Source organism: Streptomyces sp. NPDC111507 (genome assembly GCF_055638955.1).
This window is the reverse complement of sequence record NZ_JBVKBU010000003.1, coordinates 45,825-70,869: the sequence shown is the minus strand read 5'-3', so window position 1 is coordinate 70,869 and position 25,045 is coordinate 45,825. Positions and strand designations below refer to the sequence as shown.

General features: G+C 66.8%; 15 protein-coding genes and 3 pseudogenes. 13 read left to right on the top strand and 5 right to left on the bottom strand.

Annotated elements, in window-relative coordinates; all coding sequences use genetic code 11:
- Positions 1–19 precede the first annotated feature (19 nt).
- A pseudogene (locus tag ACZ7M2_RS13075) lies at positions 20–390 on the top strand (transposase); the annotation flags it as partial.
- Here the strand turns inward: ACZ7M2_RS13075 and ACZ7M2_RS13070 are convergent.
- Together ACZ7M2_RS13070 and ACZ7M2_RS13065 are read right to left on the bottom strand one after the other, a co-directional pair.
- Positions 371–1,012: pseudogene (locus ACZ7M2_RS13070) on the bottom strand (reverse transcriptase N-terminal domain-containing protein); the annotation flags it as partial. The pseudogenes ACZ7M2_RS13075 and ACZ7M2_RS13070 overlap by 20 nt on opposite strands.
- Positions 1,013–1,756: 744 nt before the next feature.
- A pseudogene (locus ACZ7M2_RS13065) lies at positions 1,757–1,885 on the bottom strand (IS110 family transposase); the annotation flags it as partial.
- Positions 1,886–2,521: 636 nt separating this feature from the next.
- Between ACZ7M2_RS13065 and ACZ7M2_RS13060 the strand changes: the two are divergent.
- The 11 genes from ACZ7M2_RS13060 (at position 2,522) to ACZ7M2_RS13010 (ending at position 19,616) form a co-directional block, all read left to right on the top strand.
- A complete protein-coding gene (locus ACZ7M2_RS13060) occupies positions 2,522–4,144 on the top strand; it encodes a 4-hydroxyphenylacetate 3-hydroxylase N-terminal domain-containing protein (RefSeq protein WP_471595292.1) in 1,623 nt (540 codons plus the stop codon).
- Between the two features lie 241 nt (positions 4,145–4,385).
- Entirely contained in the window at positions 4,386–4,730 is a 345-nt protein-coding gene (locus tag ACZ7M2_RS13055) for a dioxygenase family protein (RefSeq protein ID WP_471595291.1), read from the top strand.
- A gap of 93 nt (positions 4,731–4,823) precedes the next feature.
- Complete coding sequence (locus tag ACZ7M2_RS13050; RefSeq protein ID WP_471595290.1) at positions 4,824–5,303, top strand: flavin reductase family protein; 480 nt, start codon at positions 4,824–4,826, stop codon at positions 5,301–5,303.
- A 204-nt stretch (positions 5,304–5,507) separates the two neighbouring features.
- Entirely contained in the window at positions 5,508–5,960 is a 453-nt protein-coding gene (locus ACZ7M2_RS13045) for a hypothetical protein (RefSeq protein ID WP_471595289.1), read from the top strand.
- Between the two features lie 232 nt (positions 5,961–6,192).
- Positions 6,193–9,249 (top strand): winged helix-turn-helix domain-containing protein, encoded by a 3,057-nt coding sequence (locus ACZ7M2_RS13040; protein ID WP_471595288.1) that lies wholly within the window; start codon positions 6,193–6,195, stop codon positions 9,247–9,249.
- A gap of 650 nt (positions 9,250–9,899) precedes the next feature.
- A complete protein-coding gene (locus tag ACZ7M2_RS13035) occupies positions 9,900–11,429 on the top strand; it encodes a 4-hydroxyphenylacetate 3-hydroxylase N-terminal domain-containing protein (RefSeq protein ID WP_471595287.1) in 1,530 nt (509 codons plus the stop codon).
- A gap of 154 nt (positions 11,430–11,583) precedes the next feature.
- On the top strand, positions 11,584–12,444 hold the full coding sequence (locus ACZ7M2_RS13030) for a cupin domain-containing protein (RefSeq protein ID WP_471595286.1): 861 nt from the start codon (positions 11,584–11,586) through the stop codon (positions 12,442–12,444).
- Positions 12,445–12,551: 107 nt separating this feature from the next.
- Positions 12,552–15,524 (top strand): winged helix-turn-helix domain-containing protein, encoded by a 2,973-nt coding sequence (locus ACZ7M2_RS13025; protein WP_471595285.1) that lies wholly within the window; start codon positions 12,552–12,554, stop codon positions 15,522–15,524.
- 103 nt (positions 15,525–15,627) lie between these two features.
- On the top strand, positions 15,628–16,167 hold the full coding sequence (locus ACZ7M2_RS13020; RefSeq protein ID WP_471595284.1) for a flavin reductase family protein: 540 nt from the start codon (positions 15,628–15,630) through the stop codon (positions 16,165–16,167).
- A 114-nt stretch (positions 16,168–16,281) separates the two neighbouring features.
- A complete protein-coding gene (locus ACZ7M2_RS13015; protein WP_471595283.1) occupies positions 16,282–17,169 on the top strand; it encodes an NAD(P)-dependent oxidoreductase in 888 nt (295 codons plus the stop codon).
- An 827-nt stretch (positions 17,170–17,996) separates the two neighbouring features.
- Positions 17,997–19,616 carry an ISL3 family transposase gene (locus ACZ7M2_RS13010; RefSeq protein WP_471595282.1) on the top strand — a complete coding sequence of 540 codons (1,620 nt, stop codon included), beginning with the start codon at positions 17,997–17,999 and terminating at the stop codon, positions 19,614–19,616.
- Positions 19,617–19,894: 278 nt separating this feature from the next.
- Here the strand turns inward: ACZ7M2_RS13010 and ACZ7M2_RS13005 are convergent, their stop codons facing one another.
- Both ACZ7M2_RS13005 and ACZ7M2_RS13000 read right to left on the bottom strand, forming a co-directional pair.
- Positions 19,895–20,392, bottom strand: coding sequence for a carboxymuconolactone decarboxylase family protein (locus ACZ7M2_RS13005; protein ID WP_471595281.1), 498 nt, complete (start codon positions 20,390–20,392; stop codon positions 19,895–19,897).
- A gap of 92 nt (positions 20,393–20,484) precedes the next feature.
- On the bottom strand, positions 20,485–20,859 hold the full coding sequence (locus tag ACZ7M2_RS13000) for a hypothetical protein (protein WP_471595280.1): 375 nt from the start codon (positions 20,857–20,859) through the stop codon (positions 20,485–20,487).
- Positions 20,860–21,677: 818 nt separating this feature from the next.
- On the opposite strand from ACZ7M2_RS13000, the gene ACZ7M2_RS12995 reads away from it, so the two are divergent.
- Positions 21,678–23,096, top strand: coding sequence for an FAD-binding oxidoreductase (locus ACZ7M2_RS12995; protein WP_471595279.1), 1,419 nt, complete (start codon positions 21,678–21,680; stop codon positions 23,094–23,096).
- Positions 23,097–23,574: 478 nt separating this feature from the next.
- On the opposite strand, the gene ACZ7M2_RS12990 is transcribed toward ACZ7M2_RS12995, so the two are convergent.
- The gene (locus tag ACZ7M2_RS12990) at positions 23,575–24,975 is read right to left on the bottom strand and encodes a M24 family metallopeptidase (protein WP_471595278.1); all 1,401 of its coding nucleotides are present in this window, start codon (positions 24,973–24,975) and stop codon (positions 23,575–23,577) included.
- Positions 24,976–25,045: the final 70 nt, after the last annotated feature.

The following is a 25,045-nucleotide window of genomic DNA, read 5'->3' as shown; positions in this document are numbered from 1 at the left end:
AATCCACTCTTGCACCATGATGGTCAGCCGTATCGGGTTGTACCCGCGTGTCCGCGTCGCGGGCGGTGCCCGTGGGGTGGTCACGCAGGCCGGGTCGGTGCTGCTGGTCGAGACCGTCCGCAAGGTGGGCCTGGACACCGCGATATCGACTGCGCTGGTGCCGTGGCGTAAGCCGCGGCCCGTGCACGACCGGGCAAGATCCTGCTGGAGGTGACCCTGGCCGTCGCACTCGGCGGCGGCTGTCTGGCCGACGTCGCCATGCTGCGGGCCGAGCCGGCGGTGTTCGGCCGGGTGGCCTCCGATCCGACCGTCTCCCGCCTTGTCGACGCACTTGCCGCGTCCGGCCCGAAAGCTCTTGCGGCGATCCGTGGCGCACGTTCGGAGAACCGGGGAACCCTTGGACGGATTTGAGCAGGTGAGCGTGATCGATGCGGTCAAACGCTGCCGCCAGGTCGGCGTCCAGCACCCACAGGCGTTTTGCCATCTTGCCTTTCGCGACTCCGAAGATCGCCGCGATGGCGTCATGGCATCCGCGGCCTGGTCTGAATCCATAGGATCGTGGTTCGAACCGGGCCTCCCACTCTGGTTCCAAGGCACTCTTGACGCGTGCTTGGAGGACCCGATCACGCATGACCGGGATGTCGAGTGGTCTCTGCTTTCCATTGCTCTTCGGGATATAGACACGCTTTACGGGCTTGGCCCTCCAGGGTTGTGACCCCCGATGCATTTCGGTTGTCATCCGGGCCCGCGCTCTCGGAGTGAGTGCCCGTTCCCTATCGATGCCTGCCGTCTTGCGGCCACTGCTCTGCTGTGTCACCCGCTTCACGCTCACAAGCGTGTTGCTGTAGCTCCTCAGCATGAGCTTTTGCAGGTTGCGGACTCTCTTTAGGTCCCCTTCCTGTGTTGCCTTAAAGATCCGCTGTCGCAGTCGCCGTACGTTCCCCTCAACTCTGTCCCAGTCGACACTGTTCCAGTCGAAGGTATCGTCCTGTGGTCCGATCCCGTCGGGCACGCAGCCGTCTGGAGTTTCCTCTTGCTGCACGGTCCTCCCTCGGTATCTAACTTGTCCAACAGGTTCTGGCTTCTTGACTCGTGATGCTTTAAAGGCTCACCCGGCTCACGTGGGCTCCCTTTCGGGCCGGGCCACTGAGACCCGTATCCGGCGAGTTATATGCAAGAGGTTCGAAGGTTCCTCCTGCGTTTCCCCTGGCCTTTCGACCTACCGGCATTTGCTTCTTGCGCCATCCTGTTCCCGCTGGGGGATTGGGCCTTCCTTGCGGTTGGCTTACCGGGCCTTGTTTCTCCCGGACCCCAACGGGGTTTCCACGTTCCACACACGCAAGTTGCGACTGGGGTGGGCGCCCCCTCGATCCCGGGACCAGCGGTGTCCTCCTCCCGGTCTCAAATCTCCGGGAGTCGCTTCGCGTCTCTCAACGCGGGGTCCTACAGCCGCTGACTGCAAGCCATCGGGCGGCTTCAAGCTAACGGGACATCAACGGGGGTTCACACAATTCACCCGTCCAGTCTTTCCCTCACCTGTGGCTCCTCGATGGCCGAGACACCCTTGGGTTTGAACGCTCAGCTTCACACCCCGCCGTTGCCGGTGACGCATGTGAGCGCGGGAACGGATCTTGGACACTGATCCGGGGACCAGCTCTTCACTCCTTCCTCCGTGGCTGTTCCCACTTGTCGTGAGCGACTTCGTGTCGCACTTTGAGCTGCTTGTTTCCGCGCCGGGACGGTTGTTCGCCGCGGATCGAGGAGAACTGTTGGGTAGCCGCTTGTCGAAGGCTTTCTTCCCGGCCGGGGTGACGGCGGTGGCGCCTTCCTCGCCCTTGCCGACGTCCAGGCCGAGGAAGGCGCCGATGTCACTGACGTCGATCACGTGCGTCCTTCGGTCGTTCTCGCCCGGCCGCCCCACGGCATCGATCGCCACATCCACATTACGAAGAGCCTCCCGACCTGCGAAGAAGCCGGTCGTCATGCCCCTAATCAGCGGTCTGTCGATGCCTCCGGAGCCGGTGACACCACCCCCCAAGCCATGCGATCGAACAAGGGGAGAAAGCCATGCCAACTCCGAAGGCCGGGCGCCCCGTTGCGGGGCTAACAAGAAGGTAATGGGGGGCGGGGCCGGTCTGCACTCCTGCCTTCGTCCCGCGCGGACCAGCCCGGCATCCCGGCTCGCACACACTCAGCGGCACCGTTGGCTCTCGTGGCCCAAGCTGCTGCCAGGTACCGACCAGATGCCCTCGACCGGGTGGGGTCCGGCGCAGGTACGGCCCGGCGGGACTTCATCCTCGTGTCGATCGGGCAGCCGACGATTCTCCTACTGAAGACGTCCTTGATCGCGGGGTCGTGTGCCCGGCCAGGGACCGCGCCGAGCCGGCGAGTGCGGTGCTGGACTCACTCGGACTGCGCATACACCTGGACGGCGCTCGCCCGGAGGGCCATTAACGCCCTGTTCGCGGTTTGTTAACGGCTTGACCGGGACAGTGAGCCGCGTTCCTAGAGAGCTGGAGGCATGACCATGAGAACCGGTGCGGAGTACCTGGAATCTCTGCGTGACGGGCGTAACGTCTTCATCGACGGTGAGCGCATCGAGGATGTGACCGAGCATCCTCTGACCCGTGGCTATGCCGCGCAGGCCGCGCGCTTCTACGACCTGCACCACGAGGCCGAGAACCAGGCCTCCCTGACCTTCGTAGACGAGGACGGCACGCGACGCGCGGTCGGCTGGTTGTATCCGCGGGACCGGCACGACCTCGAACGCCGGCGCGACTACGCCAACCAGGTGATTCGCGGTTTCGCCGGCGGTGCGTTCGGCCGCCTTCCCCAGAGCAACAACGGCAACTGGTACGCCCTCGTGGACGACACCGCCCCCTGGGCAGATCTGTCCAAGGACACACCCGCGAACGTCGACCTCGCCCGCAACATCGTGGCTGACTTCGAGGCCAACCGCGACGCGGACCTGTGGACGGTCCCCCTGCTCAACGACGTGCAGCGGGACCGCTCGGACCCCGGGGCGGCCGCACGCAACCCGATGCTCCGCGTCAAGGAGCGTAATGACGAAGGCATCGTGGTCGAAGGCTGGAAGGGGGTCTCCACCGCGGTCATATTCGCCGACACGATGCTGCTCGGCAACATCGTGAAGCCTGGGACGGAACCGGAGCACATCATCTGGGCGAGCGTCCCTGTGAGCCACCCGAAGGTCACGCACGTGGCACGACGTTCCAACGCCGCACCCGCCGAGTCCGGTTCTGAGCGGCCGCTGTCGAGCCTCGGTGACGAGCTCGACTCCATGGCGTACTTCGATGACGTCCTCATCCCGTGGGAGCACATCTACCACCTGGGCAACGTCGATCACTCCAGGTTGTACGCGCAGCGTACTTTCGACTTCGAGCACGCCGACACCCTGCACCACATGATCGTCAACGCGGAACTCATGACCGGACTGGCGGTCCTCGTCGCACAGACGACGGGAACGCTGCAGCACCCGGTCGTGGGATCCGACATCGCCGACCTCGTCCGCTTCCACGAGACGCTGCGCGCCTTCACCATCGCATCGGAGACGACCGCGTTCGTGACGCCGCGGGGACTGTGCAAGCCGAACAACGTCTTCTACGACTTCGGCCGCGCGCACTACCTGGAGAACGTGAGCCGGCTGACGGAGAAGATCGTCGAGATGTGCGGCCGCTCCGCGGTGCTGTCGCCGAGCGAGAACGACTTCGAGGTCCCCGAGGTCGGCACCAGGCTTCTGGAGATGTTCCACGGCACGACGATGAGCGCGCACGACAAGGTGCGGCTCTTCAAGTTCGTGCAGGACCGGTTCCTCAGCGACTGGGCCGGACGCTTCAGGTCGTTCGAGCGGTTCCAGGGCACGCCGTTGTTCCTCATCAAGCTGCTGACGATGCAGCGCATCTCGACCGACCCCGGAGGCTCCATCACCGAACTGGCCCGCGAGGCAATCGGTCTCGGTACCTCCGACGAGATGACCGCACGCGCCCTCGCCGAGCGGGAGGAACTGTTCGGCTCGGCGACTCCCGTCGCCACCCGGCCCGCATCCTCTCGGGCCGCCGATGCCAACCAGGGCTTCTCGCTGGACGACAAGGATCAGCCCGACTACATCAAGACCCAGGACGCGTGACCGCCACCGACGCGTTCGGCCCGCAGGATCCCGCGGGCCGAACGCATCGGTAGCGTGCTTCGCCCTTCGGCGATACGCCGTGGAAGTGCTGCGCAGCCGAGGCCAGGACCCGCTCCCTTCCTGATGGCCGGTGAGGCCTTGGACGCCCCTGCAGGCGCGCTCCCGGGCGATCCTGCTTGATCCATCCGAAGCGGATGCGCGCGGCACGGCTTTGTGCGACCCCGCCCGCGGGGTCTTCACCATGATGCGGACCACCGGCCTATCGGTCATGCGGCCTGCGCATCTGCACCTTCGGATCGTCGCCCGGGGATTCCAGGACGTGACCACGATGCTGCGCCCCTCCGACGACCCCTACCTCGACCACGACCCGGCCTTCGGCATGCCGCAGTCACTCGTTGCGGCATACCAGGACCAACCGTCTGGCACCGGCCCGTACAGCACCACGACCCACGATCCGTACATCCTGCTGAGCACACCTTCGTGCTCGAGCCCGCAGGGCCGACTCCGGACCCGCGGCGCATCTCACAGGCGGCACCCCGCCCCTCGCCGGGACTCCCGGCACACGCCGCACCCAGGCCGCGCCTGACCCATCGATGCCACCCGCACGGGACGCCCGGTGCTCGCCGTGGAGCGTCTTTCGCCGGCGCGGGCCAGACCGCACCCCTCTTGGAGGTCCCACATGACTGAAACCCTCGACACGGCCGTCGCGTTCCGGGCCACCATGAGCCGTCTCGCCACCGGCGTCAGCGTCATCACGACCCGGACCGGAGGCACGCCCATCGGCATCACAGCCAGCGCGGTATCCGCCTTGTCGCTGGACCCGCTCCAGCTGATCGTGTGCATCGGCAACCACCTTTTCACCCGCACCGCGATCGCCGAGCATGGACGCTTCGCCGTCAACGTCCTGGGCGAGGACGGCGAGCACCTGGCCCGCGCCTTCGCCGCCTCAGTGCCTGACCGGTTCGCCGGCGTGGCCATCGACGAGAACCACGGTGTGCCGGTCCTCAGGGACGCCATCGCCACGATCGTCTGCGACGTCTCCCAGGCCCTGCCCGGCGGCGACCACACCATCTTCGTGGGCGACGCATGGCATTTCGCACACGAAGCGGAAGGCCGTCCGCTCGTCCACTTCGCGGGTGGATTCGGCGCCATGAGCTAGGGGCTGTGTTGCGTGCGCCGTGAAGTCGCGGGTCGAGGCCCTGGTGTGATGTATGGGACGGCTGCTCGGCTGCGCATGTCCGCGGTGGCGATCGGCTGACGGGCCCGCCGGCGGGGATGTCCGATTGGGCTGCGTGGCTGTCCGGTCTGTCCCTGCGATCCGTCAGTGGTTCGGCCCACTTCGGTGATCGACAGGGTGCTGGGGATGCTGGAGCGGGTTGCGGCCGTGCGGGCCCGGGTGGACGACCTGGCCGAGCAATCGGCACAGCAGCTTGAGCAGGCCGCGGCCGACGCCGCGGCCGCGGCTCGCCCGGCAAGGGCACAGGTGGGTGACCGGGCGGTGCTGCTGGCCCCGCACCGTACGGATGCGGGCGGCGAGGATGCGTTGCCGGATGAGTACCGGACAATTCCGGTCATCGTGCAAGGAGCCGACGGCCCGATGCAGGTCAGTCAGGTCGGTACGGAGCTGGACCTGGACGTCGCGGTGCGCTGCCGTCTGAAGAAGATCGGCTCACCGTGGCGGGCCAGGTGTCACTCGTCACCGAGCCGTGGCTGTCGGCGGCGCAGTCCGTCGGCGGAGACCGTTCGAATGTCAGACGCCCATGTGGCCCTGTCGTGTAGGAGTCCTCTTGTGCGTCGCTGCGACCAGGGGACCTGATGTGGGTCACCACCGACGGCACACATGGGTTCATGAATGAATGTGACGAGCTACCCCGTTGGACCGAGATCAGTCGCCGGATTCCCCAGGCTATCGAAGCGCTCTTCGCGGACGACCGGCGTACACTCCACGCGGAGCACTGAGAAGCGCGGAGGTTGGGCGATGTCGGCACGCATGGCCTGGGGTGCGGGGAGAGGAGTCCGCTCCGCCGGACATCCTCGAAGCTGCTCCGATGGGTGAGTCCGGGCCCGGTCGATCGAGCGGGCTGACGACGACAGGTCGTCAGCATCGCACGATCATCAGGCGGAAACTCGCCATTCCCGAGCCTGCCGAAGAGGTAGTCCACCGCCAGAGGCTCAGCCAAAGCGTACATGCGCTCCTCGAGCGTCACGCGGTGGTGAAAGTCTTTGCGACCGCCGGTGCAGGCAAGACAACCGCGGTGGTTCTGGCTCTGCGTGATCTCGACAGGCCTGTTGCCTGGGTGTCGCTCGACGGGACGGAGCAGGCGGCGGGGCGTCTGCTCGTATATATCGAGGCGGCTGTCGAGGACAAAGTCCACAATGCGACGGATGTCGCCTCGGATGCTCTGAGCAGCAGCCTTCAGATCGGTGAGGCGGCCGGCCTGCTTGCCGAAAGCCTGCAGGGCAGTCGGCTCATCGTGGTCTGCGACAACGTGGAGCGAATCGCTTCCGACGAGACTTGCATGGCGGTGCTGTCGTCCTTCGCCCGCTACCTGCCGTCCGGCGTGAACCTCGTACTGATCTCGCGCGTGGACGTCCAGCTCGACTTGGGCTCGACCAGCGAGCGTGACAGGGGCGGCGAGCTGGTGGAGACCGACCTTGCCTTCGACGTCCGGGAGGCGAGCGCGGCGCTGCGAACAGTGGGTGACGTCGACGTGGATCCCGCGGAGGCAGTGGCCGCGACGGGGGGATGGGTAACCGGCGTCCTGTTCAAGGGGTGGCGCCACGCCCGGTCTCACGAGATGGATCCTGACTCACTGCACTCCTACGTCGCCGCGAACATATTCAACTCGCTTTCCCTGCCTGAGCAAACGTTCCTGCTCCATACGAGCCCGTTGCACGAGATAGGGGTCGACGGAGCCCGGGCACTGGGCCAGGAGAACGCGGCGCACATCATGGCCGACCTCCGGGGCCGATACCTTCCGGTGACATGGTCCGCCGACGCTTCGCGCATGACGCCCCACCCCCTGTTCCGCGACTTCCTCCAGGCGGCTTTCGAACGGGAGGACGCCCAGACGATCGGCGGGGTGCGTCGCAGATACGCAGAACTCCTGATCGCCAACGGCGCGCGCGAGGAAGCCGTCGATGAGCTGCTTCGGCTCGGCGACGTGGAGGCGGCTGGACGGTTGGCCGCCGTCGCCCTCCCGAGCCTGGTTGCGCGGATGGACTTCGCCCTGGCGGCACGTTGGCTCGATGCACTGGGTGTGTCGGTCCGGACCCCGACTCCGGAGATCGGATCCGTCGTCCTGCGCGTTGCCTTTGCGCTGGAGCAATGGGGTCGCGGAGTTGAGTTCCTCGATCGGCACGGCTATGACTGGCTTCCGGAGCTGGGGACTCCCGACTCCGAGGAGGCCCGCGTCCTGGCTTGTTGGTCTCTTTGGCACTCCGGACGGATCGACGAGGCCCGGTCCGTCGGCGATCAGCTGCCACCTGGACGGAACCGGTACATCGCCGACACATTGATCGCGGGCGCAACCGGCGAGGAGCCCCCACCCTTCCCGGAATACTCAACGATGCCCTTCGGCCCACTCGACGGTTTGCTGATGCGCCTGGCCTTCGTCCGCGGTCGCCTTGACGGACTCGACGCCCCCGGCTCGTTCGACCCGTGGCGCACGATCCTCGGGGGACCCTGGGTCGTTGCCGCGTTGCGCGCCACAGGGCGCTTGGACGCCGCCATGGCGATGTACGAGCCTCGTCGCGGTTCGTCGCAGCCGGCTTGGTTGCATGGTGTCGACGCCGTCTTTCTCATGCTGGATCTCGGCCGCGGAGACGAAGCCTGGTCCTTGCTCGAGCAGGGGCGGGACTTCATCGCGTCAACAGGCTCGAAGGTGTACTGGAACATGAGCCTTCTCGCGGAAGCCAAGCTGTGGCTGCGTCTCGAAGGCAATGGGCAACGTGCCGACTGCGTGCTGGCGGCGGCGGCTGCCAACGGCGCCTCGGACTATGCCCTGACGCGTGAGACGTGGCAGCTTTGGACGGGTCTTTCCATGCTGCTGCAAGGCAGGGATGCTGAGGCGCAGGAGCATCTCTCGGCATGCCTGCTGAGTATGCAGAGAGGAGACCGCCAGCTCGATCTCCCGACAGCTGCGGTGTACCTTGCCGAGGCGCAATGGCGGCTCGGTCTCGAGGATGAGTCCGACGCCACGGCGGAGCTCGCCATCGCCTCTGCCTCGGCCCACGGGACTCAGCACTTGCTGCTGACAGCGTTGGCGGACATGCCATCGGTTGCGTCCAGGGCGGCGGACACCAAGTCCGGTCGCGTGTCCCGCTGTCACGAGACCCTCGCCGTGCACTCGGGCCGGCTCCCCGTGCGTGTGAAGGTGAGCGCGCCACGTCTCGTCCTCGAGGAGTTCGGAGAGCCGACTCTCACGGTCGACGGGAATGTGGTCAAGCCCCGCCTGACGAAGAGTGTGGAGCTGCTCAGTTATCTGTTCGGAAGCCCTGACCGGAGGGCCACACGCGATGAGCTTCTCGGCGCGCTCTTCAGCGGCCGCAACGATGCCGCCGGCCGAAGCTACCTGCGCCAGGCCCTCTTTCGGCTTCGCCGGGCGCTCCCCGCGGACCTTGGGCCGTCGCAGGACGGGGATGTCTTCCGTTTGGTCGGCCCGGAGCTGGCGATGGGCTCGGCCCAGCGAGTTGTTGACATCGTTGCGCAAGCCGGAAGGCAGGACGGAGAGGTTCGACTCCGGACGCTTTTGCACGCTCTGAGCAGTGCAGAGAGGGGCGCTTTTCTGGCGACGGGATCGGACACATGGGTCGTGGAGCGTCGCGCGGCTTTGACCGAGGTCCTGTCGTCGGCCAGAGTCGACGCAGCCACGTTGGCTTATCGATTGAACCGCCTTCGCGAGGCGAAGGGTCTGGTCGACCATGTGCTCCGCGACGATCCCTACCGGGAGCAGGCCTGGCAGCTCGCGATCCGGCTTGAGTATGCCAGCGGCAGCGATGACGCAGTGTTGTCGCTTTATCGGCGGTATGTCGCACGGATGAGGGAGCTCGGTGTCGCGCCGTCCGGTGAGGTTCGCGGGCTTGTGACCCAACTGCGCGGATGACGGCCCGCGCAGATGGGCGCGACGGGATACCTCGGTGGGGGAACGGGCAGAGGGCTTGTCGGTCACGGAGTCGCGACGCTCGGTGATCATCGGGAGGCCGGTGCCTGCCCTGTTGCGCGGCTGACCGAAGCCGCTCCTGCCAGGCGTCCGGCCCAGGAACCTCCTTCTGGGCTCACTCGGCAACCCGCGGCCACAGTGTGAGAATCCTGATGGCCGGCCTTGCCGCCTTCGCGCGCCGTCTGCTTCCGCACCACTGTCTGTATTTCGACGATGGAGCCGGGCGGATCGGCACTTTCGTCCGCGGGCCGAACTCGCCATGCTCCGCGCAAGACCCCCTAACCGCTTTATTAACGGCGTCTCTCGGCGCGATTAACACCCCATTAACATCCAACTGTCTACACTCAAAGGAATCAATCGGCGGAGTGAGTGCCCAGTTCGCGGTGAGGTGTGATTTCGCCGCTTCGAATTGAGCAATTCGAAGCGTCAGCCGAATGTGAAGCTGATTTCCCATCGGCTAACACGTGGAGGAGTAGGTTCGCAATCGGGGTCGCGGCAATATTCCCAGTGACGTTCTGTCGAGTGGAATTTGAATGACGACCCGACAGGGACAGTCCATGCCCGATGGTACTCGGTGAAGAAGGTGGCATCTGATGCGAACTGGCGATCAGTACTTGGAGTCGCTCAGGGACGGGCGCGTTGTCTGGGTCGGAGGTGACCGGATCGACGACATCACGACGCACCCGAAGACCATGGCGGCGGCCAAGAGTTTCGCGAAGTTCTACGACCTGCATCACGAGCCCGAGATGCAGGACGCCATGACCTTCGTCGACGACGACGGAGTGCGTCGTTCGAAGATGTGGCTCAAGCACGGGGACGCCGAGGGGCTGCGGCGCAAGCGGATGTATCTGGAGACCGTCGTCCGTGAGCTCGATGGTGGATCGATCGGCCGGACCCCGTGCGCGAACAACTACGGTCTGGTCACCTACGAAGAGGACCCGCAGCCGTGGAGTGACCAGTCAGTGGGTACTGGCGGGCGTGACCTGACCGTGGGTATCCGCAAGTTCCTGGATCTGGTGAAGGAGGGCGACCTCAACTGCGCCTTCGCCTTCATCGACCCTCAGATCGACCGGTCCAGGCAGCACGCGGCCAAGACCGCGCTGCGTGTCGTGGAGACCCGCGACGACGGCATTGTGGTCAACGGCGTCAAAGCCGTGGTCACCGGTGCGCCGTTCGCCGACTACCTTCACATCGGCGTCTTCTACCGCCCGGGAATCGAGAGCGAACAGGTCATCTACGGCGCCTGTCCGGTGAACGCGCCGGGCGTCACGATCACCTCCCGCGAGGCGACGGTACGTAACGACCCCGAGAACCACCCGATTTCTTCGGCCGGCGACGAGCTCGAATGCACCGTCATCTTCGACAACGTGTTCATTCCGTGGGACTTCGTATTCCACATCGGAAGCCCCGAGCACGCTTCGCTGTACCCGCAGCGCATCTTCGACTGGACGCACTACGAGGCGCTCATCCGGCAGATGGTCCGGGCCGAGCTCATGGTCGGACTCGCGATGCTGATGACCGAGCACCTCGGCACCTACCAGATTCCGCCGGTCCAGGCGCGCCTGGCGCGTCTCGTCGAGTTCTACCAGACGATGCGGGCCCACGTGATCGCGTCCGAGACGGAAGGTTTCATCTCGCCGTCGGGGCTCTACAAGCCGAACGTCCTGCTCTTCGACTTCGGCCGGTCGTACTACCTCGAGAGGTACGCGGACATGAGGAACGAGGTGATCGACCTCGCCGGCCGTGCCTCCCTCCTGTTCCCCACCGAGGAGCAGTGGAACAACCCCGAGCTTCACGACTGGCTGGCACCGCTGCAGGAAGGTGCGGTCGGCGAGCCCTACGACCGCCTGCGCATCTCGCGCGTCATCCGCGACCTGTTCCTCTCCGACTTCGGCGACAGGGTGAGCACCTTCGAGCAGTTCAACGGGACCCCGATGCTTGCCACCCGGATGCACACGATGAAGCGCTCGGAGCTGTCACCCTCCGGACCGCTCACACAGCTTGCCCGGAAGGTCTGCGGCCTTCCGGAGCCCAGCGCCCCCGAGGTGACGGCTTACACCGAGCAGGCCGAGTACGCCCGACGCCTTGACGGCGCACGGCTTGAGGGCTCACGGGTCCGCTGACCCGACCGACGGCACGGGGGGCGGCTCGTGGCCGCTGTGGGCCGCGAACCGCCCGCCCTCACCGTTGCCCTGGGCAGAGGCCCGAACAGGACCAGCAGCAACCGGCGAGGGATGCCTGCCCTGGCATCTCTCGCGTATGGACGGAGAGAATGACATGGCTTATTACATTGCGCGTGCGGCGGACCGGAAGTTCGTGGATGTCGAGGGCGTGCCGGGTCTTCGGCAGGCGCTCCTGGTCGGACACGAGCAGGGTGCCTCCCACCTGGAAGTGAGCTTGTACGAGCTGGCTCCCGGGGCGACAACGGGCTGGGCCCGCTGCCCGTTCGAGGAGTCGTGGTTCATCACCGGCGGATCCGGCGAAGCCGCCTTTGCCGGGCTGCGCTACGAACTCGGTTCCGGTGACTACGGTGTGGCGGCCGTCGGTGTCGCCCACTCGCTGACCGCCGGTGATGCGGGACTGACATGGCTCGGGGTGCGCGCACCGAAGCCGCCGACGTTCGACGGGGCCCGCAGCAGCATTGCCGCCAAGCCCGCTCCGGGTGAGAATCTCGGCCGACCGTCCGAGACGGACCCCCGGCATCGCTTCGTCGGGCACTTCGAGGACTCGGACATGGCCCCGTACGCGCAGTTGTCGATGCCTGGCTACCACGGTCCCAACGTCAAGAACATCAGTCTCAGGATGATGGTCGACCAGCTGCTGGGAGCACAGCACCACACCGTCTTCGTGTGCGAGATCGCGCCGAAGTCCGGCCCGGGCAAGGCGGCCAAGGTCCACTACCACCCGTTCGAGGAGATCTACTATTTCACCTCCGGCGGGATGCGAGGGACCCTCGACGGCAACGACGAGGTCATCCAGACCGGTGATCTGGTGTGGGCAGGCACCAACGGGACGCATGGTTTCGTCAACGAACGGGACGAGCCGGCCCGCTGGATCGAAGTGCAGTCGCCGATTCCTCCGACTTCGGACGGGTTCTTCTTCCCGGACGACTGGCGTAATGTCCCGCATGAGCACTGAGGAGCACGGAGGCTCGACGATCGATGGGTGACTCCGATTCCGATCGGCCAGGCGGTTCAAAGGCGCCAGGTCGCCAGCATCGCGCGATCATCAGACGGAAACTGGCCATGCCGGAGCTGGCGGAAGGCGTCGTCGTCCGCGACAGGCTCAGTCGGCGGTTGAGCGGGCTGCTCGACCGTCACAGTGTGGTGAATGTCTTCGCGACGGCCGGGGCCGGCAAGACCACGGCGGTGGCCCTGGCCGTCAGCGACCTCGACAGGCCTGTTGCCTGGCTGTCACTCGACGGTACCGAGCAGGCGGCGGGCCGCCTGCTCGTCTATCTCGAGGCGGCTGTCGAGGGGGTTGTCCCCAGCGCAGCCGATGTGGCGACTGATGCCCTGAGCAGCAGCCTTCACATCGGTGAGGCAGCCGGTCTGCTGGCTGAAAGCCTCCAGGGGAGTCGGCTCATCCTCGTGTGCGACAACGTGGAACGAATCGCCCCCGACGAGACCTGCATCGCCGTGCTGTCGTCCTTCGCCCGCTATCTGCCGTCCGGCGTGAACCTCGTACTGATCTCGCGCGTCGATGTCCGCCTCGACCCGGGTTCGACGAGCGACCGTGACCGGGTGGGTGAGCTGGTCGAGAGCGAGCTCGCCATCGACGCTGAAGAAGCGGGCGCGGCACTTCGAACTGTCGGCCATGTCGACGTAAATCCGGCGCAGGCGGTGGCGGCGACAGGGGGCTGGGTCACTGGCGTCCTGTTCGAGGGCTGGCGTCATGCACGGTCTCGCGAGCTGGATCCCGACGCGCTGCGGTCCTATGTCGCAGCGAACGTCTTCAACTCACTCTCCTCGATGGAGAGGACGTTCCTTCTTCACACCAGTCTGCTGGAGGAGGTATCGGTTGAGGGCGCCCGAGCCCTGGGGCAGGAGAACGCGGCGCGGGTCATGGCGAATCTCCGCGCCCGGCATCTTCCGGTGACGTGGTCCTCGGATGGTTCGCGCATGACGCCGCACCCGGTGTTCCGCGACTTTCTGCACGAGGGGCTGGGACGGGAGGATCCCAAGACGCTCGGAATGGTTCGCCGCAGGCACGCCGAGGTCCTGATCAGCCGCGGGGAGCACGAGGAAGCCGTCGATGAGTTGCTCCGGCTCGGTGACCTGGAGGCGGCCGGGCGGCTCGCTGCGGTAGCCCTCCCCAGTCTCGTCGCGCGGATGGACTTCGCGCCGGCGGCACGGTGGCTCGATGCGCTGGGAGCGTCGGTCCGGACACCGACCCCGGAGATCGGATCTGTCATCCTGCGTGTCGCGTTCGCACTCGAGCAATGTGACCGCGGAGTGGAACTCGTCGATCGCCATGGATACGACTGGCTTCCCAAGGCGGAGACCCCCCACTGCGAGGAGGCCCACGTCCTGGCCTGTTGGTGTCTTTGGCACCACGGACGGATCGAGGAAGCACAGTCCCTTGCCGATCAGCTGCCGCCGGGCCGGAACCGGCTTATCGCGCAGACGCTGATCGCGCTGGCCACCGGCGAGAAGCCGCCACCTTTTCCCGACCACTCGACCACACCGTCCGGCCCACTGGACGGTCTGCTGATGAGGCTCGCCTTCATGCGCGGCCGCCTCGAAGGACTCGACGACCCCGGGTCGTTCGATCCATGGCGGACGATACTCGGCGGCCCTTGGGTCGTTGCCGCGCTGCGCGCCACCGGGCGACTCGATGCCGCGATGGCGATGTTCGAACCCCGCCGTGGTTCATCGCAGCCTGTCTGGTTGCATGCTGTCGACGCCGTCGATCTCATGCTCGACCTCGGCCGCGGAGAGGAAGCCCGCGCATCCATCGAGCGAGGCCGCGAGCTCATCGCATCAACCGGCTCGAAGGTCTACAAGAACATGAGCCTGCTTGTCGAAGCCAAGCTGTGGCTGCGCCTCAAGGGCGACACACAACGTGCTCACCGCGTGCTGGCGGAGGCGGCTGCCAACGGCGCCTCGGAGTACAGCCTCACACGGGAGACATGGCAGATGTGGTCAGGTCTGTCGATGCTCCTGCAGAACAGGGATGCCGAGGGGTACGAGCTCCTCGCGGAATGCCTTCGGAGTATGCAGAAGGGAGACCGCCATCTCGATCTCCCGACGGCAGCCGCGTACCTGGCCGAGGCCCAATGGCGTGTCGGCCTCGAGGACGAGTCCGACGCCACAGCCGACCTCGCGATGATCTCCGCTTCGGCACACGGCACACAGCACCTGCTGCTGACGGCCCTGGCGGATGTGCCGTCGGTTGCGGCCAGAGCCGCGGACACCAAGGCCAGTCGCATGTCGCCCTGGCACGAGATGCTCGCCGTCCTCTCGGGCCAGCATTCCGTGCGCGTGAACGTGAGTACGCCCCGTCTCGTGCTCGAGGAGTTCGGCGAGCCCACCCTCACGGTCGACGGGAGCGTGGCTCAGCCTCGGCTGACCAAGAGTGTCGCGCTCCTCAGCTACCTGCTCGGGACACCCGACCGCAGGGCAACACGCGAAGAGCTTCTCGGGGCGCTCTTTGGCGGCCGCAATGATGCTGCCGGCCGCAGCTATCTGCGGCAGGCGCTCTACCGGCTTCGCGAGACACTGCCTGACGGCTTGGGCCCGGCGCAGGACGGCGATCTCTTTCAACTGGTCGGCCCCGCCCTGGCCATGGGTTCGGCACAACGGGCAGTCGACCTCGTCGCCCAGGCAGGGAGACAGAGCGGAGAGATTCGTCTCCAGACGCTGACGCACGCGCTCAGCATTGCCGAGAGGGGGCCCTACCTTGCGACGGTTTCGAATGAGTGGGTCGCCGAGCGTCGCGTGGTTCTGGCTGAGACCTTCTTGTCGGCGCGAGTCGACGCAGCCCAGCTCGCCTGTCGGATGAACCGTTATCGCGAGGCGAAGGGCCTGGTCGACCACGTGCTTCGCGAGGATCCGTACCGCGAACAGGCCTGGCGGCTCGCCATCAAACTGGCGCATGCCAGCGGCAGCGATGACGCCGTGCTGGCGCTCTACCAACGGTACGTCGCCCGGATGCGGGAGCTCGGCGTGCCGCCGTCAGACGAGGTCCGCCGGCTTGTCATGCAGCTGCGCCGATAGGACCGGGCCGATTTCGCGTCGGTAAACATGCCGTCAGTCACACTCAGGCCACCTGATCACAGGAAACGCTCAAGCCATCTCGTTACAGGCAACGGAGGGCATCATGGGTACATCGACCGCGCAGGACATGGCGGCTACCTATCGAGGAGCAATGGCACGGTTCACGACCGGCGTCACGATCGTGACCACCAGGACTCCGGACGGACCGGCGGGAATGACAGCAAGCGCGGTCGCGTCTGTTTCGCTCGACCCGCTCATGCTGCTGGTGTGCGTCGGAAACACCCTTGCGACGAGGGACGCGATTTCCGGCTCCGGAGTATTCGCCGTCAGCGTCCTTTCACAGGGCCAAGAGCATCACGCGCTTCGGTTCGCGAGCCGATGTGACGACAAGTTCGCCGGCATGGGGCTGCGCACCGGCCACGACCTCGCCGTTGTCGACGGCGCCGTCGCTTATTTCGTCTGCGACGTGAAGGAAGAGGTCGCCGGAGGAGACCACACGATCTTCATCGGCGAGGTGGTCAGCTGTGGCTACTCCGCCGACTCGGACCCCCTTGTGTACTTCGGTGGGAGATTCGGCAGCCTCTGCGATCCCCATTCCCACGCACAGCTCGCATTCGACTGGCACCTCGCCGCATCGATGTAGTGAGACGCCGCCCAGGTGCCCAGGCCGGCACCGCGTGTCATCGCGACGCGTCGGGCTCGGACGAGAACAACAACCCTTTGCGCAAGTCGCGCATCGTGTCCCCAGGAGATGAACGTGAATATAACCGTTCTGGGTCTCGGTCAGATGGGATCCGCCATTGCCGAACGACTCATCAGCGCGGGCCACAAGGTCACTGTGTGGAATCGGTCGAAGGGCAGGGCAGACGGCCTGGTCGCCAAGGGTGCGATCGAGCTGGCCGCCCCCTCTGACGCGTGGGCCCGGTCAGAGGTCTGCATCACGATGGTCGCGGACTCCCATGCCCTGGCCGATGTCGCGCTCGCTCGTGACGGGGGGCTCGCCCGCGCCGCGTCCGGCAAGGGACGGACCCTCATCGACATGAGCACTGTCTCTGCCGAGGTCTCCCGCGACGTGGCCGCCGCCGCCGCGGCCAACGGCGTCCGCTACCTGTGCGCTCCGGTGAGCGGAAACCCGGGTGTTGTGCGTGCCGGGAACCTCACGATCATCACTTCGGGTGAGGACGCCGTCTTCACCTCCATGGAGAGCCTGCTGCGCGATATCGGTCCCCATGTGTTCTACACCGGCGAGGGGGACGCTGCCCGCGTCATCAAGTTGGCCCTCAATCTCATGGTCGCCGGGACGGCCGAGCTCCTTGCCGAGTGCGTCGCGTTGGCCGAGGGCCACGGCGTGCAACGTAACAAGCTTCTGGAGGTCGTCGGCGCCTCGGCGGTCGCGTCGCCGTTGGTGAAGTACAAGATCGGGCCCCTGCTGGCGGACGACTACACATCGACGTTCAGTGCTCGGCTCATGCGCAAGGACTTGGACCTGGCCCTCGAGTCGGCCGCGGCCGGCGGAGTTCCACTGCCGGTCACCGGCGTCGTGCAGCAACTGCTTCAGGCGTGCATCTCGACCGGCTTGGGTGAGCTGGACTTCATGGCCCTCCTCGTCCGGCTGCAGCGTGAGGCCGGTCAGATTCCCGCCTGATGGTGCGGGTGGCTGCGGCACCCCGGCTCGAAGGCCGACGCTGATCCATGCAGGTTGCTGCCGGGTAGTGGGTGAGGGCGAGTCCGGTGCCGGCCCGGCAGCCGTCGGTCAGCCGGCGTCCCGCGCTGCAACAGTGGCCCTGTGCCTTCGACTGTGTTCAAGTCAGCGCAGAATGAGGGCAGTCGCCGGCCGATGGGCCAGTCGTGTGCGGAACGTCAGGGGCAACCGTCGGCAAGCCACGTCCGGTGTCTCCCGCTCTGTGGACCTGACGACGGCTGTCCAACCCGCCGACCAGGGTGGACTGCTGGGCTTCAGCCGTACTCGACGGATCCGAGGACCGGCTCCTCCTCCAACGCGGTGAACGGGCGGTCGGACCACTGGGGGAGTGTGCGCGGCCCTGCGTAGGTTGCACGGACCGCTCACTCGCCCGAAGGCCGGGCCCAAAGTTCCGTTGCCGACACCCTCGGCCGCCGCCACCCGATTGCGCGCGGTTTCCCGACCACAGCAGGTTCCCTGGGCACCGATGAGTCCAAGGCCCTGCGGGCACCGGTTCACGGCAGGACCACGGCTTGCGGTACCTCCCCGCCTCGCCTGACAGCGGGGCGGCCACCATGAGCGACTGTACTGTCCGGGAGCTGCTCGCCGCGCGAGGGAGGGGCCCGGCCGGCCCGTAACAAGGCCGTCGGCGCCGCGGTGGTTGCGCCGTCCTCGGCGACGTACAAGATCGGGCCCTCCTGACGGATGTCGGCGGCGGGTGAACCTGGGTTCTGGATCACTTTCAGTGCTGGGGCCACGGAGGGTCACCGAAACCGCGATCATGAACGGCCGTGGGTGATGTCCTCCTCCAGGACCTGTGGTTCCACCAGGTCGAAGGTGTCGTGATCGAAAACGTCGTGCCTGACGGCGAGTTGGTGGCAGTGCGGGCCAGGGCTGCTGCAGAGCGGGCTGTGTGTCTGGCGTGCGGGACAAGGTCGTCCCGGGTGCACAGCCGATACGTACGTCGGCTCGCCGACAGCGCGGTCGGCGGGCGCCCGGTGCTGATCGAGTTACAGGTGCGGCGTTTCCGCTGTGGTCAACCTGCCTGCAGGCAGGCGACGTTTGCCGAGCAGGTCGACGGACTGACGGTCCGCCACGGCAGACGCAGCACCGGCCTGCAGAGGGTGCTCGAGCGCGTGGCGGTGATGCTGGCCGGCCGCCCCGGCGCCCGCTTGGCCCAGGCTCTGGCGGCTGGGGTGAGCAGGTCGACCCTGCTGCGGTTGATCCGCCACCTGCCTGAGCCCGAGACCTCGACACCGCGGGTGCTCGGGGTGGACGACTTCGCGCTCCGCAAGGGCCACAACTACGGCACGATCCTGATCGACATCGAAACCCGCCAGCCCATCGACCTGCTGCCGGACCGGACGACGTCGACAGTCGCCCGGTGGCTCGCCGAGCATCCCGGCGTCGAGGTGATCTGCAGAGACCGCTCCACGGCCTACGCCGAGGCCGGACGGCTCGGCGCACCGAACGCCATCCACGTCGCGGACCGATGGCACATCTGGTCGAACCTGGCCGAGGCCGTCGAGAAGACGGTCGTCCAGCACCGAGCTCTGCTGCGGGAACCGCACGACCCCTCCACCACCAGGGTCGCCGCTGACATGGAGAACACGAACCTCGAACCGTGCCCTCCCACCGGGCCGCGGACAACCGGCCGGCTCTCCGACCGCGTCCGGGAACAGCACACGGCCGTCCACGCTCTCCTCGGCCAAGGCGTCGGACTGCGCGCGATCGCCCGCCAGCTCGGGCTGGCCCGCAACACGGTCCGCCGCTTCGCAGGCGCCGCGGACCCGGACGAACTCCTGGTGGGCCGGTGGACCGGCCGCACCAGCATCCTCGACCCCTACAAGCACCACCTGCACCAGCGGTGGGCCGAGGGCTGCACCGTCGCCCGCCGCCTGTTCGCGGAAGTCCGCGAGCTCGGCTACACCGGCGGCGAGAGCGTCGTGAAGAAGTACGTGGCCAAGCTCCGCGAGAACTTCCCGCACGACCCGCCCCGCAAAGCACCTTCCGCCCGGGACGTGACCAGCTGGCTCACCCGCCACCCCGACCGCCTCACCGACGACCAGGCCCAGCAGCTCAAAACGATCCTGACCCGCTGCCCCGCGCTCGACCGAACCTCCCACCACGTCCGCGCGTTCGCCGAATTGATGAACGACCGCCAAGGCAAACACCTCGACCAGTGGATCGCCGGCGTCCAGGCCGATGACCTGCCCGCCCTGCACTCCTTCGTCACCGGCCTTGGCCAGGACCTCGACGCCGTCGTCGCCGGCCTCAGCCTCCGCTACAGCTCCGGCGCCGTCGAAGGTCACAACAACAAGATCAAGATGCTGAAGAGACAGATGTTCGGCCGAGCCAACTTCGACCTGCTCCGCAAACGCGTCCTCCTCACCGCGCGAGGCCGTTCATGATCGCGGTTTCGGTGACCCTCCGTGGCCCCAGCACTGAAAGTGATCCAGAACCAGAATTCAGGTGTCGCCGAGAACGGACAACCGCACGTCGGCATTAGGCCCGCGGCTCGTGCGCAGGGGCTCGTCCCGCTGCCGGTATCGGAAGTCGTGCAACATCGGCTTCAGGCGTGCATCTTGACTGGTTTGGGTGAGCTGGACTTCATGGCCTCCCCATCCGGACGCACGGTGAGGCCGGCCAGAACCCTGCCTGACCGGCCTCACTGCCCCGCACGGTGGTCTCAGAGATGGGCTGCCACAGGTGCGGGTGCCTCCGGCATGTCGGGTTCGAAGTCCATGACACGGTGGAAACGTGACAGTGCGTTCCACATGCTGATGCACATGACGAGCTCCACCAGCTCCGGTGCGTCGAACATCCGCTGCAACTCGCCGCGGACGGCCCCCGAGACACCTGCGTGGCCACTTTCCACGGGGACCCTCGGAAGAGAGACCGTCATCTCCTCGGCCAACTGAAGCGCGAGTCGCTCCTGCTCGGTGAAGCCTTCGAGCTCGCCGCTCGCAACGGCTGCGAGCTCGTCGAGCCCCACCCCCTTGGCCAGCGCCGACGTGCAGCGGTGACTCGCCGTGTAGCGGCAGTGGTTGAGCACGGCGACGCGTACGGCGACCAGCTCCTTTATGCGCTGCTCCAACGCGCCCGGGCCATTGAGCTGGCCGAGGAATGGAAGGTACTTGGCGAGCAGGCCGGGGCTGTTCCCGATACCTGCCCAAGTGTTCAGCACGTCTCCGTACATATTCACCCCCATTGCGAGAGCCGGTTGGTCGACGGACGCGAACTGATCGGATGCGAGGATCGGTACCAGTGACACGAGAATTACCTTTCGACGGGTCCTGCCTGGAAGCGGCGAGTTCGGGGGGAGGGTGGGTCGGACTCCGGGAGAGAGGCCGCGTCCGCCGGCGCGGTCCGTGGATGCGGTGCAGCGCCAGGCTTCCGCAGGCCGATCATGATCCCCATCGTGGCGTTGAACCACGGCACGAGGAACGTCAGGGCGACGCGAGCCGCGAGTGCCCACGTGAACGGGGCTTCCCGGACCTGTGAGTACAGGTTGACCATGAACAGAATCGACCCGACGGTCAGGGCGGCCGCGGTCGTCTGCGCCACTGCCCTGCCTCGTACGGCACCGCGCAGCGCCATGCTCCAGGCGACAGGGAGGGTCTTCGCTTGAGGGTCTTCTTCTGGCAGGCTCATTGCGTCCTTCAACTCTGGACGTCACGTCACGATCCACAGCCGGTCCTTGATGAGGCCGATTGAACTTCTGCACTCAATGAGCCGCGGCCGTACCGCGACGGGCCCATGGCCCAAGGGCGGGGCGGAACACATCGTGTGTGGCACGGTGTATTGCCCCCGCCCCGGTCGAGGCCGCAGATCTCATCGAGTGTCCGCGGTAGGAGAGCGCGAGCCTCGTCCGAGACTCTTCGGTCGTTTCCGGGCCGTCGGCGCGGAGATTCCCCAACGCCTGGGCGAGGAGCTGGTGGTGTCCTCGGTGCGGGCCGTCGACGGTGCCGATCGTGCCTCGTGCCGGTGCCGAAACGTACTTTCCAACACGCGGATCAGTACCAGTTGAGCGTAGAGGCTCTCCGGCTTCTGTCACTCTCTACCGTGGCAGAAAATGGATCCAGTTTCAATCGTCAGCCTAGGAATATCTGGCCCAGGGGTGCCAGAATGGATCCGAAGCTGCCTCGGGTGGCGGTGCCGGCACTGTTCCGCCGACCAGGCGAGGCTGCCGGCGGGCGCGTGTGCTGTGTATTTGCGGCAGAGGGTACTGAGTGAAATGCCCACCCCCGAGCGGCGGGCGAGGACCTCGATCGGCGCCTCCCACCCGCGGCCGGCGAAGACCGTCCGGTTGGCTCGCGGGCCAGGTGGACGTTCTCGCGGGCGTCGGCATGCATCGGACGGTCGCCAAGGGCTTCAACGGGCCCATGCACCGCCGGTGTCAGCGTCCCGCCAACCAACACGGAGTTCGAAACTCCGGTTCGCCTTGTACACCCATGACACAGGAGGCCCCCATGAGCGTCTCGACAGAACCCCTCACCTACTCCGATTTCCCCTCGGACTTCCGCGGCGCGGTGCTGCGGCCCGGCGACGACCAGTACGACGTGGCGCGTGCGCTCTACCAAGGCCGTGCTGCCGACGTGGGGCCCGCGCTGATCGCACAGTGCGTCGACGAAAAGGACGTCGCGACCGTCCTGCGCTACGCCTCCGCACGCGCCATACCGGTGGCCGTGCGCGGCGGCGGGCATGGTTCCGACGGCTACGCGATGCCTGGTGGCGCGTTGGTCATCGACCTCTCGGCGATGCGGGCGATCACCGTCGACCCGGAGACCCGGGTGCTTCGGGCCCAACCGGGGGTCAAGCTGGGCGAGATGGACGCCGCCGCACAGCGGCACGGCCTGGCCGTACCCGCCGGGACAGTCAGCAGCACGGGCGTCGCCGGGCTGACTCTGGGCGGCGGCGTCGGCTTCCTGATGCGCCGCCACGGCGCCACCGTCGACAATCTACTGGCCTGCGACATGATCACCGTGGACGGCCGCAAGGTCCGCGCCGACGAGACCGAGAACTCCGAGCTGTTCTGGGCGCTGCGTGGCGGGGGCGGCAACTTCGGGGTCGTCACCTCGTTCGAGTACCGCGCGCACCCGGTCGGCCCCGACGTCGTCGCAGGGCAGCTGATCTTCCCGTTCGACCAGGCCGCCGATGTCCTCGGCAAGCTTTCGGCGCACCTGGCCACCGCACCGCGGGAGTTGGGCCTGCTGGTCGCGATCGCTCCTGCTCCTCCGCTGCCGATGCTGCCCGAAAGCGTGCACGGCGAGCCGGTGCTGGTTCTCGTCGTGGTCCACTCCGGGGAGGCCGTCGCGGCGCATGAGGTCGTCGACTCGCTCGCCGCGCTCGGCCAACCGCTTGCCAACCTGGTCACGGAGACCACGTGGGTGCGGGCGAACAGCATGCTCGACGCCGTCGCTCCCTACGGCATGCGCATGAACCTGCGTGGCGGGTACCTGACGACGCTGTCCGCCGACGCCGTCGATGTGCTGCTGGAGAACGTTGCCGCCGTGCCGTCGAACCCCGGCATCATCTACTCGATCAACATCTCGTTCATGGGCGGCGCGATCTCGGAGGATGCCGACGAGAACGCCATGGCCTTCTCCCGTGAGGGAGCTGCCTGGCTGTGGGAATCCATCTGCAAGTGGGACGCACCCGAGCACGACGCGCAGTACGACCAGTGGGCGACGACTCTCACCGAGGCGATGCGGCCGCACGCACTGACGAACGGGTACGCCAACCTCACCGACGACCTCGGCGAAGAGTGGCGGCGCGGAGTACACGGCAGCGAGGCCAAGCACCGGCGGCTGCGTTCGGTCAAGGCCGCCTGGGACCCCCACAACCTGTTCCGCTTCAACAAGAACATCGCCCCTGAGGCCACTGACTGACCACACACCTGCGGAGCGCCACACGAGGCCCGGTGTGTCGCTCCGCCCCTCGCCCCGTACCAGCGGGGCGCATTGCGCGGTCTCCGCGGCAAAGCGAGGCTGGCCCGGTCGGGCGCTGTGCTGGTGCGGCCGAGGCGGGCTGAAGGCTTCATGGCGGCCGGCGAGGCCTGGGCGCGGATTCCCTGCGGCGACGGCCGGGGCGTGCACCACCCGCTCGCAGCGGCCCCGGCCGGCAACCGCACGCGTGCCTCCCCCTCAGGAGCCAGGTCAGGCTCGTCGCCGAGTCCCGGCCCGGCTGATCGTGAACCGGGACTCGGCGGCGTTGCAAGCCTGATCCACCCCCACCCGGATCACTCGGAGGCACTGGGGGAGACTCGCCCGCTCCTTACGTAGGAACCCCCTTCACGTGCCCTGCTCCACGGAGAGACGTCCGTCGCTCGCGCCCAGGTGGACCAACGGCCGGGGGAGAACCCTCCGGTCAGAGGCTGGCGGCGTCGTTCCGGTCGCTGGACCGGGCCCCGGCGGGCGTGTTCAGATGCGACTGGGAGTCGCGCTGGGTCGACAACGGTCCCGAGACGGTGAAGTAGCGCTGGCCGGCGACGAGAAGCTCCTCCGCCGGGAACTTGGTGATCACCTCGCACCCGTCCGCGGTCACCACGAGCTCCTCCTCGATCCGGGCCGCGCCCCAGCCGTCCTTCGACGGCCAGTAGGTCTCCAGTGCGAACACCATGCCCTCTTCGAGTACCTCGGGGTGTTCGAGGGACACCAGCCTGGAGAACACCGGCTTCTCCCAGATCGACAGCCCGACACCATGGCCGTACTGGAGTGCGAAGGCCGCTTCCTCGTCGGCGAACCCGAACTCCTGCGCCGTCGGCCACACCGACACGATGTCGGCCGTCGTGGCTCCGGGCCGGACGAGGCTGATCGCTTCGTCCATGTACTCACGGCACCGCGTATAGGCGTCGCGTTGGGCGGAGGAGGCACTGCCGACGGCGAACGTGCGGTAGTAGCAGGTCCGATAGCCGTTGTAGCTGTGCAGGATGTCGAAGAACGCGGGATCCCCGGGCCGCACGATGCGGTCCGAGAAGACGTGGGGGTGCGGTGCGCAGCGCTCCCCGGAGATCGCGTTGACGCCTTCGACGAACTCCGAGCCGAGGTCGTAGAGAGTCTTGGCCACCACACCCACGCACTCGTTCTCGCGCACGCCCGGCCGGAGGAACTCGTAGAGGTTCTCGTAGGCGGCGTCGACCATCGAGCAGGCGTGGGTGAGCAGATGGATCTCGTCACGTGTCTTGATGCGCCGGGCCTCCAGGAACACCTGCTGGCCGTCCGCCACCGTGATGCCCGCGTTCTGCAGGGCCATCAGGACCGGGAGCTCGATGACGTCGACGCCGAGCGGCTCGCCCAGGAGGCCGTAGAGCTCGAGCTCGTGCTTGATCTTCTGTGCGACGGAGTCGGCCATCCCGACGAGAGGGTTGATGGCGCCACGCAAGGTCGAGATGCCCGCGCGAGCGCCGCTCGGGTTGCGGGCGTCGGCGCCGTGGTGGGCTCCGTGCGGATCGCCGTCGGAGTGGGCTTTGGAGTAGTCCAGCCAGGGGTTGTACAGCTGGTGGTGCTTGGCGGCCGAACCGAAGTCCCAGACGATCGGCTCGCCTCCCCTGACCAGCAGGGAGAACCGGATCATCTTGTCGATCGCCCATGTGCCGATGTTGGTCGAGGTCATGTACCGGATGTTGGCGAAGTCGAAGGCCAGGACAGCGCCGAGGTCGGACTGCTCCAACGACTCGCGCAGACGGGCCAGCCGCTCGTCGCGGAGCCTGCTCATGTCGATCCGGGTTTCCCAGTCGACTGCGTTCGGTCCAAACGTCGGTATCGCCATCACAAGTCCTTTGCCATGCGGACAGTTGCGGGTAGGGGAGACGCACGCGCACCGTCTGCACTCCGCATGG